The following is a 19,421-nucleotide window of genomic DNA, read 5'->3' as shown; positions in this document are numbered from 1 at the left end:
AAGGGAAAATTCAGGCAGAAAAAAGCCGGGCAAAGGCCCGGCTAAATGGTCACAGACATTACGACTGAGAAATCAGCAATAGAAGATGCTGTCCAGATATTCAGCCAGCGCCACGATGTTTTCGCGCTCGCTCTGGGTACGGGGAACAAAGATTTCCTGTGTCATACAACACCTCCAATTGGCGTTATGGCTACTTCAACCTGATGCCACACATGCTATCGTTTAAGGTGTTGATACCCGTTGACCAGCTGTGCCAATCGTTTGACATTTTGTATCAGCCTGAACCGAACCGCGGAGCCAGCGAACACCATGCATCCCCAAGCGGATCCAGCAACAACGCCCCATGTGGCGGCCTCCAGCACCCTTGCACTGGTGCATTACCTCGAAAAGTGGGGCCTGCTGGACCGTGCCCGGGTGGAAGACATCGCAGGGGTACGTCTGGAAGAACTGGATGACCCGGACCTGCGCATTCCCGCCAGCATTCACTACCAGCTATGGGAACTGGCCGAGCAGCTGACCGCAGACCCGGGCGTAGGCCTGCACGCGGGACAAGTGATCGACCCGGAACGCATGGGGCTGGTAGGCCATGTGTTCTTCAATTGCGACACCCTGGGGGAAGCCGTTGTCCAGTACGTAAGGCTGCACCGACTGATCAACGAATCGGTGACGCTCAGCTTCGAGCAGACGCCGGAGCAGGCCATTCTGACCTGGCAACCGGATAACCCGGCCCACTACTGCCGGCAGGACATGGACCGCACCCTGGCCGCCGCCCTGTGCCGCACCCGGCACTTTATTCATCGGGGCATCGAGGCAGACTGGGTGGAAATTGCCCATCCGGAACCGGATTACGCCGCGGAATACCAGAAGCTGTTCGGCGGCCAGGTCCTGTTCGGCTGTGGCATTACCCGCATGGCCTTTGCCAGCAAGCACCTGGGGCACCGCATTCCGCACCGCAACCCCTATGTGTATTCGGCGGTACTGAAACAGGTAAACGCCGTACTGGCCCGGCTGCAAACCCGCCGGTCATTCAGCCGCAAAGTACGCCGGCTGATCTCCCGGCAAATGGCGACCGACCGTATTGACGCCGACACCCTGGCCAGGCAATGCCACATGAGCCGGCAAACCCTGTACCGCAGGCTGAAAAAAGAAGGCCTGAGCTTCCACGACCTGGTGGAACAGGTCCGCAAAGACAAGGCGCTGCGCTATGTTGCCGACGATCAATATGCCCTGGGCGAAATTGCCTTCCTGCTCGGGTTCTCCGAACTCAGCGCCTTCAGCCGCGCCTTCAAGCGCTGGACCGGCATGGCCCCCGCGCAATACCGGGCCAGGCACCAGGAGGCAAGCGCATGACCGGTGATACCCTGTCCTGGCTCGCCATCCCCCTGGCCTTGCTGTACCTGTCAGCCATCGCCTGCATCTATCGCATTCTCCTGACCTACCGCACCTCCCAGGGTGCCATTGCCTGGATTATTGCCTTGCTGGGCCTGCCCTACCTTGCCGTGCCGGCGTTCCTGCTGTTCGGACGCATCCGCTTTGGCGGCTACGTAAAGGCCCGGCGCATGGGCAACAAGGATTTGTCTGACCTGCTGGACACCTTTGAGAACCAGAGTACGTCGATCGCCAAGCCCGGCGACCGGCACTTCAGCGATGAACTGCAGGTGCTGTGCAAACTCAGCCGGCAGCCGTTTACCAGCGGTAACCGCTGCACGCTGCTGCGGGATGGCGAGGCCACCTTCGAGGCCCTGTTCGAAGCCATGGAACAGGCCACCCACTATATCCTGCTGGAGTTTTACATCGTGCGCTCCGATAAGGTGGGCCACCGGATCAAGGAAATCCTGGAGCGCAAACTGGCGGAAGGTGTGTCGGTGTGGTTTCTGTACGACGACATCGGCAGTGTCTCCCTGTCCCGCCGCTGGCTCAACGAACTGAGCGCCGCCGGGGCACGGGTTGCCTCCTTTGGCGACGGCAACATCCGCCGCCGGCGCTTCCAGATCAACTTCCGCAACCATCGCAAGCTGCTGGTGTGTGACGGCCACACCGGCTTTGTCGGTGGCATCAACCTTGGCGACGAATACCTGGGAACTGCCATGGACCAGGAGCCCTGGCGGGATACCCACTGCCGTATCGAAGGGCCGGCGGTCATCGGCCTGCAACTGGCCTGGCTGGAAGACTGGAACTGGGCCAGCAACGACCGCCCCGAGCTGGAATGGGCGCCGGCAGAGCCACCTCCGGGGCAGCAGGAAGTGCTGGTACTGCCCTCCGGCCCGGCCGACACCTGGGAAACCTGCACCCTGTTTTTCCTGAACTGCATCAACAACGCCCGAACCCGCCTGTGGATCGCCTCGCCCTACTTCGTGCCGGATTTCCAGATCATGAACGCGCTGCAGCTGGCGGCACTGCGTGGCGTGGATGTACGCATCCTGATTCCGGAGAAATCCGACAGCCCGCTGATCCGGGTAGCGGCCTATTCCTACCTGGTGCAGGCCAGCCAGGCCGGCATCGGCATCTATCGTTACCAGCCGGGCTTCATGCACCAGAAGGTGGTACTGGTGGACGACCGCTATGCGGCCCTGGGCACTGCCAACATGGATAACCGCTCCATGCGCCTGAACTTCGAGATCATGGCCATTAACACCCACCCGGAGTTCATCGGGCAGGTAGAGCAGATGCTGGAAGACGACCTGAAACAGTGCCGGCTGATGAGCGAGAGCGACTACCAGGACCGCTCACTTCCGTTCCGCCTGGGCTGTCGTGCCGTACGGTTGCTGGCACCGCTTCTTTGAACTGGTTCTCAGTGCAGGCTTGTGCCAATATGACCGCCCGAAAACCGGCAAGACAACAACCGATACTCCATGACCGCATTCAAACCCCGTGAGACCCTGACCGAGCAGGTCGCCCGCCACATCGAGAACCTGATTGCCTTTGGCCAGCTCCGTTCCGGCGAGCGCATATACGAAAGCGCCATGGCCAAGGAAATGGACGTAAGCCACGGCTCCATCCGCGAAGGCCTGCTGCTTCTGGAAAAACGCCACCTGGTCAGGAACGTACCCCGCAAAGGCGCCTTCGTAACCCCGCTGGACGAGCACTTCGTCAGAAGCCTGTACGAAACCCTGGAGCTGTACCTGACCCACACCGGCCGCAAACTGGTACGGCAGTGGCAGCCCGAAGACATGGCCCGGCTGGAATCACTGCACAGCCAGATGCAGGCTTGCTACCAGAACAACGACCTGATGGCGTTCCTGGAGCTGGGCATCGAGTACACCAAGGCCTCGCTGGCCTACGCAGACAACTACTTTATTGTCTCTGCCATTGAAGACCTGTGGCCATCGGCCAAGCGCTGCGCGTTTGTAGCCTTCCGCCAGGGCGGGAAGCAGGTTCTGGAAGACAACCTGAAGCATATGGAAGAATCGATCCAGGCCATTCGTGACCGGGACGAAGACGCACTGGCTTCGCTGCTGCACAGCTACGCACAACAGCAAAGCGACCAGGTACTGGCGGCGCTGGATCAGTAGAACAGCTGGGTAAACGAGAAGCCGATGTTCAGGTAGGCGGTCCAGTCATCTTCATTGTTGTAGGCACCAGCCAGCTGCACCGGCCCCAGGAAGGTATTCACCCCGGCAAACAGGCTCCAGGACCGTACCAGGCCAGACCAGCGGGCGTCGTCCATGGTGTCCCAGGCGTTACCGGTTTCAAAGCCCACGCCGGCAAACCAGGGCATCACCGGCCCGCCGAATTCCCGCCGGGCATAGGCTGACAGTAACGCCGCGTCGTTACCGGTGATCTCACCCGGTGCATAGGCCGACAACTGCCGGAAGCCACCCAGGCTGGCCGCATTCTCGATACCCGGCTCACCACTGACCACCTGCCGGGTGTACGCCAGGCCAGTGAGGTTGAACCGGCCCCAGGTGCCGGTGCCCAGGAGCATGCCGGTCACCGAATCGAACTCCCGGTCAGAGCCCAGCCCGTCTCGCTCAAAACGGCCCCGGATACCAGCAAAGGCACCGGATTTCGGGTAAAAGGTATCGCTCAGGGAGTCGTGAACCAACTGCACACTGGCGTAGCCCTGATGAACATGGCTGGAAGGTGCCACCGACGCACCCAACTCATCGTCCACTGACGCCAGCCCGCGCACGTAGCCCAGGCGCACCTCACCGTTGCGGCCCAGCTCCATACCTACTGCCAGGTCTATCTGGCGGAAGCCTACATCAATCTCGGCAATCCGCTCGCCATCCTGGTACACGCTGTAATCATCCTGGCGGTATTCCACGCCCAGCACCGCGAACCGGTCATAGCCGTAATCCAGCGGCTGGTACCACTGGGTGCGCACCCAGGGCTGGGTCCCCAGCTGCAGGGCAGTCTGCCACTCGGCCCCCAGCTGGTTCAGTTCGGTCATACGCAGGCCCGCGGCCAGGTTAAAACGGGTGTCGCCGTCAAAGTTGTCTTCGTAGTTCAGGCCAAACGACAGGTAGTTCGGCCCCCAGCTTTTCTCCCGGGCCCGCACCATCAGCACCGGTCCCTCTTCAGACGGGCGCATCGACCAGGACACTGTCTCGTAATAGCCCAGGCCGTAGATGCGTTTCAGGTCATCTTCCAGCTGCTCGACATCCAGTGGCTCACCGGCCTGCTGGCGAATCCGCTCACGCAGGAAATCACTGGCCAGGCGGTCACCCTGGGTGAATTCAATACGGGCGATTAGCCCCGGCTGCCACCTGCCACCTTCGACTGAATCCCGCCAGGCGTGCCAGGCTGGCCCCGAAACCGCCAGCCGGTTCAGTGCAACCGCGTGGTTACGGGCAGCAGTTGCGCCCAGTTCGAAAAGGACCGGGCCGTCAAAAAAGTCAGCAGAGGAGCGCCCCTCCAGGTCCGGCCGGATGAGTATGTCGCGGTCGGTCAGCCGGGCCAGCTGATCGTCGGTATTACGGCGGGTCATCATGGTGGTCAGCTGGCCGACCACCGAAAACGCTTCTTGCATTTCCTCGTTGGTCAGCAGCGAGTCGGTGATATCCACGGCAATGATGATGTCGGCGCCCATGTCACGGGCCACACTGACCGGCAGGTTGTTCGCCACACCGCCGTCCACGAGCAGCCGGCCGTACCGCTCTACCGGCGCGTAGACTCCCGGTATGCTCATACTGGCCCGGATGGCTTCGGCCAGGTTGCCATTGCCGATCACCACTTCCCCCCCGGTTTCCAGGTCCGTGGCCACCGCCCGGAAGGGAATCGCCAGCTCGTCGAAATCCTCCACCAATGCGGCATTGCGAGTCAGCTCGTTCAGGATAAAGCCCAGGTTCTGACCGGTAACCAGCCCGCCACCCAGCCGGATACCGTCCATGCTCATCCCAAGGCCGGGGGTCAGCGGCAAGCGCCAGTCATCCTGTTTACGCCGGACCGGCTTGTATGCCCGACCAGGGTCATCCCGGAAGCTCGACAGCCAGTCCAGCTCGATAAACCGGCGTTCTATTTCCTCCACCGGCATGCCGGACGCATACAGGGCCGCCACGGCGGAGCCCGCGCTGGTGCCCACCACCAGGTCTACCGGCACCTTCATTTCTTCCAGCGCACGCAACACACCTACATGGGCCATGCCCTTGGCGCCGCCGCCACTGAGCACCAGACCCACCTTGGGGCGAACCTCGGGCCGCGACTGGGCCCAGGCTGGCGCTGCCACCATGGCCAGCAACGTCAACGCAATGGCGAACAGCTTCGGGGGGCTCAAGATCGGGCGATCAGTGCTTTTTCTTGTCATCGTCGGCAAGGGAAAGGTGGGAGACATCCGGCACAACCGGCGGCGGAACAACCCGGTCTACGCCAAGGTCGGTGCCCGGCGGCGCCAGAGTCCAGTCGTCCAGGTGCTCAAACATGGGGGCTTCCGCTTCCCGGTGCTCCACCAGAGTGACTCCGGGCGGGTCCAGGCTCAGACTGGAACCAGCCAGGATGTCATCCACTTTTTCACCGGCAACGGGCAGTCGGTCACCGGGTTCCGGTTCGGGCGCTTTACCGGTTCGGGCGGGAGCGTCCTGCGCTGCACCGGTAGCTGCCGGCGCCGGGCTGGCAGGGCATTCTGGTGCCGGCTCCTGCCGGGGCTGCGGGCTGGATGGTGCTGCACCGGCCATCGATTGCACATAGGCCACCATGCCATGCTTTTTCAGAACCGCCTGGTATTTTTCAGCCTGCACCTGCTCAAGCTTGTTGCGGATAACCACCGGCTGACCGCTGAACATGCGGTCCAGCTGCTCGACACTGGCCTTGAACAGGGCCTTTGCGTTATTACGAACCGCAGCAGGGTCGGTGCCCGGCACGCACTCCCCTTTGAACACAAGCTGGAACATAGTTATGCCTCGTTATTTTTCGCAGACCAATGGGCCAATGATAGCTGAAAACCCTTGCCGGAGCAGGCCAGCCTGGTGAGCCGCAAAAAATGCCTGAAGATTGCAAACAATTGAAAAATCCGGAGCTCACCGGAAGAAAATTGCCAAATCCTCTGCAACAATCTAACTCAACAATCTGTTACATTGTGTTACACAGATTTAAGGCGCGACCCAAGGAGAATAACCATGCGTGCCCTGTTGCCATCCCTTGCTTCCGCCACGGTCATCGCACTGACGGCACCCACAGCTCAGGCAGAAAACCTGGACGTTCTGATGAGCGGTGTTTTCACGGACAACGAAGCCACCTACATCGGCTTTGAAAGCATCGAGCGGGAGGACATTCCGGAACTAGCAGCCGTAGACCGCAAATACCTGGTGGTGGACTTCCGCTTTACCGGCCAGGAACCGGCCAGCGAACAGCTTCAGGCCAGCGTACACAAAGTCTGCATGACCCTGCTTAAAGACCGCGACCTGATCCGCTCATTGTCGGATTCCGGTTACGACATGGTGTCGGTTGCCTTCGACCGCCAGTCCCAGTTCGACTGCCTGTAAGCCAGAGCTGCCTCAGCTCTGGCCCAGCAGGTGCGGGAAGGCTTCCAGCGCGGTATTAACAGCGTCCAGGTTGAAGGCTTCCACATCCGACAGCAACTTCTCACCGTACCGGGTCACCGACGGGGATCGATAACGCTGGCCCCACTCGACCACTCTCAGGGCAAAGTCTTTCATCTGTTCCGGGTCGCCACTCTCTCGAACGTCTTGCCACTCGTTACCGAAGTCTTCCGCCAGCTTTTCCCGCAACCAGCCCCGCTCCTGAATGCTCATAGTCTGGGCCAGTAACCGCTCCGATTCTTTCGGCGTACCGTCGTCTTCCACCTGTTCAACGGTAGCCTCCACCCGGGGCAATACCACCGAGAAGGTCGACCCCACGTCCGACTCACTCTCCACCGTCAGCTCGCCGCCCATCATTTCCACCAGTTTACGGCTGATTGCCAGGCCAAGCCCGGTGCCGCCGTAACGCCGGGAGCTCTGGCCTTCCTGTTGTTCGAAGGCGTCAAAAATGCGTTCTTGCTGGTCTGGTGCAATGCCAATGCCGGTATCGGCCACCGTCACCACCAGCCGGTAATACCGGGTTTCGGAGTCTTCCCCGCCCGGTTCGTCCAGCTCGCTGGCCACGGCCCGAACGGTAACCCCACCCTCGTGGGTGAACTTGATGGCGTTACCCACCAGGTTGAACAGCACCTGCCGCAGCCGGGTTTCGTCCAGCATCATGGCTGCCGGCATTTTCTTGCCCACGCTCACTTCCAGGGTAATGCCCTGCTCGGTGGCGCGCAGATCGAAGATGTGGCGGACATCGCTCAATAGCCGGCGCACCGACACAGGGCCAAAGTCCAGGCGCATCTTGCCGGCTTCAATCCGGGACAGGTCCAGGATGTCGTTAATCAGCATCAGCAGGCTGCGGCTGCCGGCACGGATGGCGTTGAGGTAGTTACGCTGCTGGGGGTCGGTAACCGAGTTATACAGCAGGTCACTGTAGCCGATCACCGCGTTCATTGGCGTCCGGATTTCATGGGACATATTGGCCAGGAATTCGCTTTTGGAGCGGCTTGCGGCTTCGGCCTGCCGCGCCAGCCGCTCCGCCTCCAGCTTGGCTGCCCGCAGCTCGTCTTCACTGCGCCTCAGGGCATTCTCCGACCGGATCCGCTCGTCGACTTCCAGCGACAGCTTTCGGTTCCAGTACAGGAAGATCAGCACCACCACGATGGCAATCAGGATAATCCGGCGCACCACGGTGTAGTCGGCTTCCTGCTCGATATCCAGGTGAATCCAGCGGTTGTAAACTGCCTCGGTTTCCGATGCCGGCAAACCACTCAGGGCCTTGTTCAGTATCCGGTGCAGTTGCTGGGCCGACTGGCCCACGGCTAACCGCAGGTCGTACTGGTACGGGGTAATGCTGGTAATACGCAGATTGGTCAGCCCCAACCGGGCGACGGTGTAACTGACCGCCGGGATGTGGGTCACCATCACGTCCAGGTCGCCGTTAGACAGCGCCAGCAAGCCTTCTTCTACAGTTTGCTGCGGATAAATATCGAGGTTCGGATGATTGATCAGCAGGTAATCATGGCTGGCCTGGCGATTGACCACCCCTACCCGCTCGTCACGCAACTCCCGCAAATCCCCGATAAACCGCCCGGTGTCCCGAATCGCCAGGGCAATGGGCACGTTCACATAGGCCCGGGTAAACAGGAAATCCTGCTCGGTACGGGGTGTTCGGGACATGCCTGGCAGGACATCCACTTCACCGGATTTCAGCTGTTCTTCCGAGGCACTGCGGCTATCCACCGGAACATATTCAAAGCGGATGTCCAGGTCCTGCTCCAGGCGCTTGAGCAGGTCGACCACCAGCCCGGCCGGCCGGCCGTCCTGCTGAAATTCGAAGGGCGGCCAGTCTGACCGGACGCCCACCTTCAGCCCGGGATTGGCTTTCAGCCAGGCCCGCTCGGAGCTGCTCAGGGACTGGTTACCGGCGTCCATCTCCGGTGCGCTGGCCTGCAGCCAGGACTGCCGGATGCTGCGATGTTCCTGGTGGCCGAGGGCGGTGATGGCGCGGTCGAACACCCGGAACAGGTTGGCTTCTTCGATGGGCACCTGCAGCACGACATCCACCTCCCGGTGGTCGAGCAGCAAGGACAGGCCAACGCCGTTGATCATTGCCGATTCCAGGTAGTCGGACACCACCGGCACCGGCCCCAGAAACGCATCCGCCTTGCCCGACAGCAGCAGGCTGACAGCTTCGCCAAGATTGGCCGCCGGCACCGGGGTAAAGTTGTTCACCGGGTCCAGCAGCGGGTACTGGTTGGGGTCGTCACCGACAATGGCCACCCGACTGCCTTCAAGGTCTGACGGGCCGCGGATTGCCGCCGCTCCGGCGTTCACAAAGACCCCATAGGTGAGCGACATCAGCGGCGCCGTATGGCGCACGCCCGGAATCACCGGGGCATCGGGAATGCGGGTCGTCAGGATGATATCCGGCTCGGGCTGGTTACCGGAGCCATCCAGGAGTTCCGGCTCCACCAGCACCCCCAGCTTGTTTTCAATCCGCTGCAGGTAATCGATCCAGATACCCGCCAGGGGGCCATCGCCGGTATCGAACACCAGGGGTACCTGGCTGTGGCCGATGCCCACCCGGAAGCTGTCCTGCTGCTCCAGCCACTCCAGGTCTTCCACGCCCAGCACCGGGTCCGGCGCAGCCAGTGGCGGATCTGCCAGCGCGGCCCCTTGAAATACCAAAAACAGCAGGCAGAACAATAACTGTGAAACAGACTTCACTGGATATCCTCGGCGGGTCCACTACATTTCAGGAAACCATACCCGTAAACGGGGTACATTGCATTTTGCCAACCCATCACAGAGGGCACTTCCATGGACACCAGCAAACATAGCCTGAGCACCCTGTTCGAACAACTTGGCATGCCGGCAGACAAAGCCAGCATCGAAGACTTCATTGGCCGTCACTCGCCACTGCCCTCGGAAATCGCACTGCAGGATGCCCCGTTCTGGTCCGAGGCCCAGTCCCACTTCCTGGAGGAAGGCCTGGAAGAAGACAGTGACTGGGCAGAAATCATTGACGAGCTCGATGCCATGCTGAGGCACTGACGCCCGGTTTCAACTCTCGCCGGAACCCGCCCCCCCGCGCCGGCGCCTGGCCCGGGGATGGCTCTGGTCATAGACCCTGGCCAGGTGCTGAAAATCCAGGTGGGTATACACCTGGGTGGTTGCGATATCGGCATGGCCCAGCAATTCCTGCACGGCCCGAAGGTCACCACTGGATTCCAGCATGTGGCTGGCAAAGGAGTGCCGGAGCAGGTGCGGGTGCAGGCGCTGGTCGGCCCCCTGCAACACACCCCAGCGGGCCAGCCGGGCCTGGATGCTGCGCCGGCTCAGGCGGTCACCCCGCTGGCTGACAAACACTGCAGGCTCGCCTTCCGGTGCCAGTGACGGCCGTAGTGCCAGCCAGTTGTTCAGGGCCGTTACCGCCTTGCCGCCCACCGGCAGAATCCGCTCCTTGTTGCCCTTGCCCAGCACCCGCACCTCCCGGCCTTTGAGGTCCAGAGAGTGCAGGTCAAGCCCGGCCAGTTCGGCCAGCCGCAGGCCGGAGGAATACATCAGTTCGAACATCGCCAGGTCCCGCACTTCCAGGGGATCGTCCGGGTTTACTTCCAGCAACTGGTTAACCTGGTCGACATCCGCCACTTTCGGCAACCGGCGGCCGGTTTTCGGAGCCCGGATATCCAGCGCCGGGTTATCCCGGGCCAGGCCTTCCCGGAGCAGATACTGGTAGAAGCGACGAATAGAAGATAGATGGCGGGCAATGCTGCGGCCACCAAGGCCGCTTTTGCTGAGATGAGCAACATACCGGCGGACTTCGTGGCTGGACAGGTCCGCCCAGTGCTTGCACCCGGCCGCTGTCAGCCAGAGTGCCAGGCGTTGCAGGTCACGCTGATAATTGTCGCAGGTACGGGCAGAGTGCCGCTTTTCCGACTGCAGGTGGCGGATAAAGCCCGACAGCGGCAGTGCCAGGTCCACAGACGGTGGGCCGGACTCGCCGGGGCCAGCCTCCAAGGTCACCCCCGACCGCTTTCCACCGCCAGGTCAGACACCGGTTCGCCGGAACCATGGCGTTTGAGCATGGGCGGCAGCAGGCGGCTCAGGGTATCGCTGATATAACTCAGGAACAGCGATCCCATGCTCTGGTCAAAATAACCCGGCTCGCAGCTACCCACCGCAAACACCCCGACCAGGCCTTCATGGCGCAGCGGCATCAGGGCGACCGAGGCGATCGGTTCGTCCCGGTCCGGGAACAGGAATTCCCGCTCTTTCTCCCGGAACTGTCCGCACACCGCCCGCTCACCATCCAGCAGGCTACCCAGTCGTTCCCGGGCCAGGCCGGCATTGACAACATGCAGGGCACCCTGGCCCGAGCCGGGCAATTCCTCATTGCTGCACAGCAAGACAGACGCGGCATCCAGCCCGAAATCACTGCGGATACTGTCATCGATAGCCGCCGCCATGTCGTTCAGGTTACGGGCTTCGATCACCTGCAGCAGCAGGCGCTTGCTCTTCTCGAACAGGCGGTCGTTATGACGGGCAATGGAGACCAGCTCGACCAGCTCCCGGCGCAGGGTATCCCGCTGCTCACGGAACAGATGAACCTGACGCTCCACCAGGGAAATCGCACGGCCACTGTCGTGAGGCAGGGTCAGGGTGCGCAGCAGTTCATCCTGGTCGACAAAGAAATCGGGGTTGTCGCGTAGATAATCCGCTACCTGCTCACGGGTGAGCTGTGCGACCTTCTGGTGGGCCGTTTGTTCTGCCATCGTGTTCTCCTGATCTGTCAGGATTTTGTTTTAGGGCTGCGAGGGCCTTTTCGGCGGCGGGGCGGAGCCTCGCCCGGCAGTCGTAACTGGCCTTCAAATACGGTTGTCGCAGGGCCTTCCATCATAACAGGGGTACCCTCACCCTGCCATTCAATCACCAGACGCCCGCCACGCAGCTCCACATCTACCCGGGTATCCAACAAGCCGCGTAACTGGCCGGCAACCACCGCTGCACAGGCACCACTGCCACAGGCCAGGGTTTCCCCGGAGCCCCGCTCAAACACCCGGAGCCGGGCATGGCTGCGGTCCACAACCTGCAAAAAACCGATATTGGCCCGTGCCGGGAACCGCGGATGCTTCTCCAGCGCCGGCCCCAGGCTGGCTACCGGCGCGGTGTCCACATCGTCCACCACCAGCACGCCGTGGGGATTGCCCATAGACACCGCGGACAATTCAATCTGCTGGCCGTCCACCTCGACCGTATACACGGTTTTCTGGCGGTCAGCGGCAAAGGGAATGGCAGGCGGGTTCAGTTCCGGCACGCCCATGTTCACCATCACCATGCCGTCTTTGCCGATTTTCAGTTCAATCACGCCCTTGGCAGTCTGCACCCGAACCACCCGTTTGTTGGTCAGGCGCTGATCCCGCACAAAGCGGGCAAAACAGCGGGCGCCGTTGCCGCACTGCTCCACTTCCGAGCCGTCGGCATTGAAGATCCGGTAGCGGAAGTCGACATCCGGTAATCCGGGTGGCTCCACCACCAGCAGCTGGTCAAAGCCAATGCCAAAGTTGCGGTCGGCCAGCTCCCGGATCATTTCCGGGCGCAGGCGAAACGGCTGGCTGATGGCATCCACCACCATGAAATCATTGCCCAGGCCGTGCATCTTGGTGAACCTCAGCAGCGGCCCCTGATTCCGTCTTTGCTGGTTCATCTCCGGTTCCCCGCTCATTCCGGCAGACAACTTTCAGGAGCCAGCTGGTCTTCCAGGGTTTCCCGGCGCCGGACCACATGTACCTTGTCACCATCCACCATCAGCTCGGGCGGGCGGTTACGGGTGTTGTAGTTGGAGGCCATCACAAAGCCGTAGGCACCGGCGGAACGCACGGCCAGCAGGTCACCGGCCTGCAGACACAGCTTGCGGTCCTTGCCCAGGAAGTCCCCGGTTTCGCACACCGGGCCTACCAGGTCCCAGGCCTTTTCTTCACCATCCCGGTGCGGCTGTACCGGGATGATCGCCTGCCAGGCGCTGTACAGGGCCGGGCGGATCAGGTCGTTCATGGCGGCATCGATGATGGCAAAGTTGCGGTGTTCGGTGCACTTCAGGAATTCCACCCGGGTCACCAGGATACCGGCGTTGGCGGCAATCGAGCGGCCCGGTTCCAGAATCAGCTCCAGCTGACGATCGCCCATACGCTCGGCCAGGGCTTTCACATAGTCCGCCGGCTGGGGCGGCTGCTCTTGGTCATAGGTAACCCCCAGGCCGCCGCCCATATCCAGGTGGCGAATGCGGATGCCTTGCTCCGCCAGCGCATCAATCAACGCCAGCACGCGGTCCAGTGCATCCAGGAACGGCGATACAGAGGTCAGCTGGGAGCCGATGTGGCAGTCCACGCCGTGGATGTCCAGGTTCGGCAGGCTGGCTGCCCGCGCATAGACCCGGGGCGCCTCGGCAATGTCGATGCCGAACTTGTTCTCTTTCAGGCCGGTGGAAATGTATGGATGAGTGCCGGCATCGACATCCGGGTTCACCCGCAGGGAAACCGGCGCCTTCACACCCAGCTCGCCGGCCACCTTGTTCAGGCGGTCCAGCTCGGTATCGGACTCTACGTTGAAGCAACGAACGCCCGCTTCCAGCGCCCGCTTCATTTCCCATTCCTGCTTGCCCACGCCGGAAAACACCACTTTTCCGGCCTCGCCACCAGCCCTGAGCACCCGTTCGAGCTCACCGGCCGAGACAATGTCGAAACCGGCACCAAGCCGGGCCAGCACATTGAGTACAGCCAGGTTGCTGTTGGCTTTCACGGCGTAGCAAACCAGGTGTGGCCGGCCAGCCAGAGCGTTGTCGTAGGCTTTGTAATGGCGCTCCAGGGTAGCCCTGGAATAGACATAGGCGGGCGAACCGAAGCGCTCGGCAATCTGTGCTACGGGGACGTCTTCGGCGTAGAGTTCGCCGTCACGGTAATTGAAATGATCCATGATATTCCTGACTGTTCGGGCAGAATCGGGTTGAGTGGTCAGCTTTCCGGCTTGTCGTCGCTTTGCTGTGTTTCAGTGCTGTTTTCAACCGCCGGCACCGGCGCCTCCCGGTACAGCGGCCCTTTCTGGCCGCAACCGGAAGCCATCAGCGAAACCAGCACCAGGGCCGCCAGCCCCGGCCAGCGCACCTGCTTGACCTGCATACCCAATCCCCTGAGTGAATAATGGGCGAAGTATACCCGACACCCGGCCATTACGGCGAGAGAACCGGCTCCGCCCAGGGCAATCCGATAACCGGGACACCATCCACTTCTTTTCGGGTGAGGAGCCAGTATCATGGGAGCCATTCTGTCATTTACAGCCCTAACGACAATCCGGAGACCCGCAAGGGACAACCGCTGTGAAAGAATTCCTGATCCAACGCTATCGCCAGGACCCGCTGGGCCCCGCCACTCCACCCACGCTGGTACAGATTGATGACACCGGACGGGTTATCCGGGCCGATCGCCATACCGACACCATGTTCGGCTACGAACCGGCGGAACTGATCGGCAAGCCGGTGCAACAGATTCTTGCCTCGCGCCAGGACGACCCCTTTGCACCGGCTAACCGGCACCGGCTGAATGACGGCCAGAAGGTCCTGGTGACCTTCCGCCACAAGGAGGGATTCTTCTTCACGGCGCAGTTGGGCCTGCACACTGAAATGCGGGATTCCGACCAGGCCGCCAGCGCCGAGATCACCCTGCGAGACAGCATCGCCATGGACGGCAGCCTGCTGAAACTGGCAGAGCAGAGCGCCAGGTTCGGCCTGTGGGAACTGGATATCGTCAGCAACGAGATCGGCTGGACCGAAGGCGTTTACCGGTTACTGGAACTACAGCCCGGCACCGGGCTGACGCCCGAGCAGGCCCTATTCTACTGCCAGGCCGGCCAGAACCGGGTCCGGGCTTTGTTCCGCCGCAGCATCCGCACCGGCAAGCCGTTCCGGATTGACCTGTCCATCCTCACCGGCAAACAGAACCCGCAAACCGTCACCCTCGCTGGCGGTACTCTTGGCGACAGCCGGGAACCGCAGCGGCTGGGGGGCGTCATCGTCAATCACAGCGAAGCCATGCGCCACGATGACGAAAAACAACGGGTACGGAGCATTCTGGAAGCCATCGGCAATGCCACCGAAGACCTGGTACTGGCCGTGAATACCCGGCTGGACCTGCTGCACTTCAATAAGCCCTGGGCCCGCCAGTTTTATAAAGCCTTCGGACTGTCCCCTTCTGTCGGCGACAATCTCGGCAAGCTGCTGGACGACTTCCCGAATGAGCGCCGGCTGATCGAACGCCTGTGGCAACGGGCGCTGGAGCGGGACAGCTTTGTTGCGGAGATGCCACTGAACCGTCAGGGCGAAGGCTTTCCGGTGTACGAATTCCACTTCCAGAGCCTGCGCGACCCGCATAACGAAGTGGTTGGCGCAGCCCATGTAGCGAGGGATATCAGTGACCGCCTGAAACGCAACCTGGACGATGACCGGCGCACCCGGTTTGACCCGGTCACCGGCCTGCTCAACCGCCGCGCCTTTCTCGAACACCTTGAGCGGGCCCTTACCCACCAGCACCGGCGCCAGTTCACCGACAGCCTGCTGTTGCTGGACCTGGACAACTTCGAGCAATGCCAGGACAGCGCTGGCAGCGGCGCCTGCGACCGTTATCTGAGAGAGCTGGCGGCCACGCTGGGGCTGCGGGTCCGGCAACGGGATGCCCTGGCCCGGCTGGCCGGCGATACCTTTGCGCTTTACATCGAGAACTGCCCGGAACCCAGGGTACGCAAACTGGCGGATGAAATCCGCGAGCAGATTGCCAGCTTCCAGTTCGACTGGCAGGGCCAGCAGCTGCAAACCACCGCCAGCGGCGGGCTACTGATTCTGGGAGGCGAGCAGCCGGAACATCCGGAGCAGCTGCTGAGCCAGGCCGCCAACCTGTGCCATACTGCCAAGATCTCGGGCCGCGACCGGATTCACGCAGCCCACGCCAGGCATGGTGAACAACCGGCAGGAAGTTCCGACCAGCAACTGGAGCAGCTTCGCAACGCCCTGGACAACAACCACCTGCTGCTGGAATTCCAGTCCATGAAACCGGTGGCCAGCGTCACCTGGGGCGACCACATTGAAATCCTGTGCCGGATTCCGGGTGCCAACCCTGACGACACGCCACTGACACCGAACCAGTTCCTGCCCATCGCCGAACGCTTTGACCTGGTAAAACGCCTCGACCGGCAGGTCATCCGCCAGACCCTCGACTGGCTGGCCCGGCATCCTCTGCTGGAGCCGCGATTGAAGTACTGCGGTTTTAACCTGTCGCTGGCCAGCATCCTGGATGACAGCTTTGCGGAATTCATGGCACAGGCGGTGGCGCCGCTGGCCTACAAGCCGGAGTGTTTCTGCCTGGAAATCCGGGGGGCCCATGCCACCCAGTATCCGGATGAAGTGGCGGTGCTGTGCGATGCCCTGCACCGGGCCGGCTTCCGGGTCGCCCTGGAAGGGGCCGGGGCTTCGGTGGAAAGTTACAGCCTGGCCGCCGACCTGCCGGTCGACATCATCAAGCTGGACCAGCGGGTGATGAAGCACCTGGAAAAAGATCCGGTACAACAAATTATGGTGGATGCCCTGCACCGCATTGCCGAGGCTGCCGGCAAGGAAACCGTAGCCACCTTCATCGAAAACGATGAAACCTTGCGCAAGGTACGAACACTGGGAATTCACTTCGGCCAGGGCTTCCGGCTGGCAGAACCCCAACCACTGGAACAACTGAAACCGGCGGTGGTGGAGCTGAGTACCGGGCGTATCGGGGGCTGAGTTCCGCCGGCACAGAGGTTACCCCAGTGCCGGCGGATGATCAGGGCAGGATTACTTCAGGGCCGCGCGGGCCCGGGCTACGGCGGCACGCACCTGGTTCGGCGCGGTGCCACCCAGGTGATCACGGGCCTGCACGGAACCTTCCAGGGTCAGCACGTCAAACACGTCCTCGCCAATCACGTCAGAGAACTGCTGCAGTTCTTCCAGGGTCATCTCGGACAGGTCACGGCCTTCCGCCACACCAAAAGCCACGGATTTGCCGACGATCTCGTGGGCATCCCGGAATGGCACGCCTTTCTTGACCAGGTAGTCGGCCAGATCGGTGGCGGTAGAGAAGCCCCGCTTGGCCGCTACCCGCATGTTATCGGCCTTGGCTTCGATCGCCGGAATCATGTCGGCGTAGGCCTTCAGGCAGCCCTTGATGGTATCGACGGTGTCGAACAGCGGCTCTTTGTCTTCCTGGTTGTCCTTGTTGTAGGCCAGCGGCTGGCTCTTCATCAGGGTCAGCAGACTGATCAGGTGGCCGTTCACCCGGCCGGTCTTGCCACGCACCAGTTCCGGTACGTCCGGATTTTTCTTCTGGGGCATGATGGAAGAACCGGTGCAGAAACGATCCGGCAGGTCGATGAAATCGAACTGGGCGGAGGTCCAAAGCACCAGCTCTTCACTGAACCGGGACAGGTGGGTCATCAGCAGCGCGGCGAAGCTGCAGAATTCAATGGCGAAATCCCGGTCGGAGACCGAATCCAGGCTGTTTTCAGTGGGCCGGTCAAAGCCCAGCAGCTCGGCGGTCAGGTTGCGGTCAATCGGGTAGGTGGTGCCAGCCAGGGCAGCGGCACCCAGAGGCATCACGTTCACCCGCTTGCGGCAATCCTGCAGACGATCGGCATCGCGTACCAACATTTCGTACCAGGCCAGCAAATGGTGGCCGAAGGTAACCGGCTGTGCAGTCTGCAGGTGGGTAAAGCCGGGCATGATGGTATCGGCTTCGCGCTCCGCCAGGTCCAGCAGGCCGGCCTGCAGGCGAGCCAGCTCTTCGGCGATCACGTCGATTTCATCGCGCAGGTACAGGCGAATGTCGGTAGCGACCTGGTCGTTACGGCTGCGACCGGTGTGCAGCTTCTTGCCGGTGATGCCGATGCGATCGGTCAGCCGGGCTTCGATGTTCATGTGCACGTCTTCCAGGCTGACGGACCACTCGAAGCGACCGGCTTCGATGTCTTCCTTAACGCCTTTCAGGCCTTCGATGATCTGGTCCCGCTCGGCGTCGGTGAGCACACCCACCTTGGCCAGCATGGTGGCATGGGCGATAGAGCCAGTAATATCATGGTGGTACAGGCGCTGATCAAAACCGACTGACGCGGTAAAGCGTTCAACAAAGGCATCGGTAGGCTCGCTGAAACGGCCACCCCAGGGTTTTTCGGAGGATGTGGCCTGGTCAGATTTCTTCTGATCCGTCATAAGTCTATCTTTCCTGCTGACAGCCCGGCATCATCATGCCGGCAGTGAATCGGTAAAAAGTTGCCGCAGTATAGCATTCTGACCCCGGTTAAGGAGACACCCCTGAAACCAGACCATGGCATAGGCAAGCAACAGCCTGGCAGCTTTTACGTTCCCGATCTGTGCCGGGTGCGGGCGGTGTTCCTGATGCTGGTCACCAGCGAACTGTTCGTGCTGGTGTTATCCATTGTCCAGGCGGAACAGGGCTGGATTGACTGGAACTACTTCGGGCTGCTGTCGCTGTTTGTGCAATGGACCACCCTCACCAGCGCAGCGCTGATCTGCCTGCTGCGGCCCCGGCTGGCGCACATGGGCATAGCCGGCGCCACCCTGGCCATCGTCACCATCGTCCTGCTGGATGTACTGGCGTTCAGCCTGTTTGCCGACAAGGTTCTGAACCCGCAACCCGGCGGTATCCTGTGGCAAAGCATCGCCAAGAAACTGCTGCTGGCACTGCTGATCACCCTGATGGTGCTTCGCTACTTCTATCTGCAACACCAGTGGCAACAACAGCAGGAGGCGGAAATGCAGGCCCGGCTCACCTCCCTGCAGGCCCGTATCCAGCCCCATTTCCTGTTTAACAGCATGAACACCATTGCCAGCCTGATTGCCACCAATCCCGAGCAGGCGGAAGAGGCGGTACTGGATCTGTCGGAACTGTTCCGGGCCAGCCTGCGCACCGACGACCAGCTCATCCCCCTTAACCGTGAGCTGGAACTGTGCCAGCGTTACCTGGCCATCGAGTCCCTGAGACTAGGGGAGCGCCTGCGGCTGGAGTGGGATATTCAGCCCGGGCTCGGGCAACAGGTGATTCCGCCCCTGACCCTTCAGCCGCTGGTGGAAAACGCCATTTACCATGGCATACAACCCAGGCCGGAGGGCGGCACCGTAAGGATTGAAGTTTCCGCCAAGGATCGATTTGTCTATCTGCTGGTACAGAACCCGGCCCCGGAGGCCGGTGAAAGCCGGCACCCCGGCAACCACATCGCCCTGGACAACACCCTGGCCCGACTCCGGGCCCTGTTCGGGGAGTCCGCCGTGCTCAAGCGCAGCCGGCAAAATGACATTTATACCGTTACACTGAGGCTGCCCAGGCAGACCGTCAGCCAGCACAAACGCCTTGTTTCACGGTGACA

Annotated in this window: 16 protein-coding genes; 7 read left to right on the top strand and 9 right to left on the bottom strand. The window is 61.6% G+C overall.

Going from position 1 to position 19,421, the window contains the following annotated elements; all coding sequences use genetic code 11:
- Window positions 1–309 precede the first annotated feature (309 nt).
- The 3 genes from Q668_RS00245 to Q668_RS00235 all read left to right on the top strand — a co-directional run bounded on the left by Q668_RS00245 (window position 310) and on the right by Q668_RS00235 (window position 3,512).
- Entirely contained in the window at window positions 310–1,350 is a 1,041-nt protein-coding gene (locus Q668_RS00245; protein WP_036218655.1) for an AraC family transcriptional regulator, read from the top strand.
- Window positions 1,347–2,783 carry a cardiolipin synthase gene (gene cls, locus Q668_RS00240; RefSeq protein WP_022987565.1) on the top strand — a complete coding sequence of 479 codons (1,437 nt, stop codon included), beginning with the start codon at window positions 1,347–1,349 and terminating at the stop codon, window positions 2,781–2,783. Before Q668_RS00245 ends, cls begins: the two co-directional genes overlap by 4 nt.
- 69 nt (window positions 2,784–2,852) lie before the next feature.
- A complete protein-coding gene (locus Q668_RS00235) occupies window positions 2,853–3,512 on the top strand; it encodes a GntR family transcriptional regulator (protein ID WP_022987564.1) in 660 nt (219 codons plus the stop codon).
- Here Q668_RS00235 and Q668_RS00230 read toward each other — a convergent pair.
- Together Q668_RS00230 and Q668_RS00225 are read right to left on the bottom strand one after the other, a co-directional pair.
- Complete coding sequence (locus Q668_RS00230; RefSeq protein ID WP_036218630.1) at window positions 3,506–5,746, bottom strand: patatin-like phospholipase family protein; 2,241 nt, start codon at window positions 5,744–5,746, stop codon at window positions 3,506–3,508. The two genes, Q668_RS00235 and Q668_RS00230, sit on opposite strands and share 7 nt — an antisense overlap.
- Complete coding sequence (locus Q668_RS00225) at window positions 5,727–6,329, bottom strand: hypothetical protein (RefSeq protein ID WP_022987562.1); 603 nt, start codon at window positions 6,327–6,329, stop codon at window positions 5,727–5,729. Before Q668_RS00225 ends, Q668_RS00230 begins: the two co-directional genes overlap by 20 nt.
- 225 nt (window positions 6,330–6,554) lie before the next feature.
- On the opposite strand from Q668_RS00225, the gene Q668_RS00220 reads away from it, so the two are divergent.
- Window positions 6,555–6,920, top strand: a complete 366-nt coding sequence (locus Q668_RS00220) for a hypothetical protein (protein WP_022987561.1) — start codon at window positions 6,555–6,557, stop codon at window positions 6,918–6,920.
- A 12-nt stretch (window positions 6,921–6,932) separates the two neighbouring features.
- On the opposite strand, the gene Q668_RS00215 is transcribed toward Q668_RS00220, so the two are convergent.
- Entirely contained in the window at window positions 6,933–9,695 is a 2,763-nt protein-coding gene (locus Q668_RS00215) for an ATP-binding protein (RefSeq protein WP_022987560.1), read from the bottom strand.
- Between the two features lie 93 nt (window positions 9,696–9,788).
- Here Q668_RS00215 and Q668_RS00210 point away from each other — a divergent pair, with 93 nt between their 5' ends.
- Window positions 9,789–10,022 carry a DUF2789 domain-containing protein gene (locus tag Q668_RS00210; protein WP_022987559.1) on the top strand — a complete coding sequence of 78 codons (234 nt, stop codon included), beginning with the start codon at window positions 9,789–9,791 and terminating at the stop codon, window positions 10,020–10,022.
- A gap of 9 nt (window positions 10,023–10,031) precedes the next feature.
- Here Q668_RS00210 and xerC read toward each other — a convergent pair whose 3' ends face one another.
- From xerC to lptM, 5 genes are read right to left on the bottom strand one after another with little or no spacing between them, the layout of a single operon-like run.
- Entirely contained in the window at window positions 10,032–10,988 is a 957-nt protein-coding gene (xerC, locus tag Q668_RS00205) for a tyrosine recombinase XerC (RefSeq protein WP_052009647.1), read from the bottom strand.
- Window positions 10,989–10,990: 2 nt separating this feature from the next.
- Complete coding sequence (locus tag Q668_RS00200) at window positions 10,991–11,743, bottom strand: DUF484 family protein (RefSeq protein ID WP_022987557.1); 753 nt, start codon at window positions 11,741–11,743, stop codon at window positions 10,991–10,993.
- 17 nt (window positions 11,744–11,760) lie between these two features.
- Window positions 11,761–12,675 (bottom strand): diaminopimelate epimerase, encoded by a 915-nt coding sequence (gene dapF / locus Q668_RS00195; RefSeq protein ID WP_036218651.1) that lies wholly within the window; start codon window positions 12,673–12,675, stop codon window positions 11,761–11,763.
- A gap of 14 nt (window positions 12,676–12,689) precedes the next feature.
- On the bottom strand, window positions 12,690–13,940 hold the full coding sequence (gene lysA / locus Q668_RS00190; RefSeq protein ID WP_022987555.1) for a diaminopimelate decarboxylase: 1,251 nt from the start codon (window positions 13,938–13,940) through the stop codon (window positions 12,690–12,692).
- 38 nt (window positions 13,941–13,978) lie between these two features.
- Window positions 13,979–14,143 (bottom strand): LPS translocon maturation chaperone LptM, encoded by a 165-nt coding sequence (lptM, locus tag Q668_RS16655; protein WP_022987554.1) that lies wholly within the window; start codon window positions 14,141–14,143, stop codon window positions 13,979–13,981.
- A gap of 197 nt (window positions 14,144–14,340) precedes the next feature.
- Here lptM and Q668_RS00180 point away from each other — a divergent pair, with 197 nt between their 5' ends.
- Complete coding sequence (locus Q668_RS00180; RefSeq protein ID WP_022987553.1) at window positions 14,341–16,785, top strand: EAL domain-containing protein; 2,445 nt, start codon at window positions 14,341–14,343, stop codon at window positions 16,783–16,785.
- A 51-nt stretch (window positions 16,786–16,836) separates the two neighbouring features.
- On the opposite strand, the gene argH is transcribed toward Q668_RS00180, so the two are convergent.
- Window positions 16,837–18,246: an argininosuccinate lyase gene (argH, locus tag Q668_RS00175; protein WP_022987552.1), complete on the bottom strand. Its 1,410-nt coding sequence runs from the start codon at window positions 18,244–18,246 to the stop codon at window positions 16,837–16,839.
- A 60-nt stretch (window positions 18,247–18,306) separates the two neighbouring features.
- On the opposite strand from argH, the gene Q668_RS00170 reads away from it, so the two are divergent.
- Window positions 18,307–19,419 carry a sensor histidine kinase gene (locus tag Q668_RS00170; RefSeq protein WP_022987551.1) on the top strand — a complete coding sequence of 371 codons (1,113 nt, stop codon included), beginning with the start codon at window positions 18,307–18,309 and terminating at the stop codon, window positions 19,417–19,419.
- Window positions 19,420–19,421: the final 2 nt, after the last annotated feature.

This window comes from Marinobacter sp. ES-1 (genome assembly GCF_000475255.1).
Lineage (GTDB): Bacteria > Pseudomonadota > Gammaproteobacteria > Pseudomonadales > Oleiphilaceae > Marinobacter > Marinobacter vinifirmus.
Note: the sequence above shows the minus strand (reverse complement) of the source record. Positions and strands in the feature narration are given on the sequence as shown.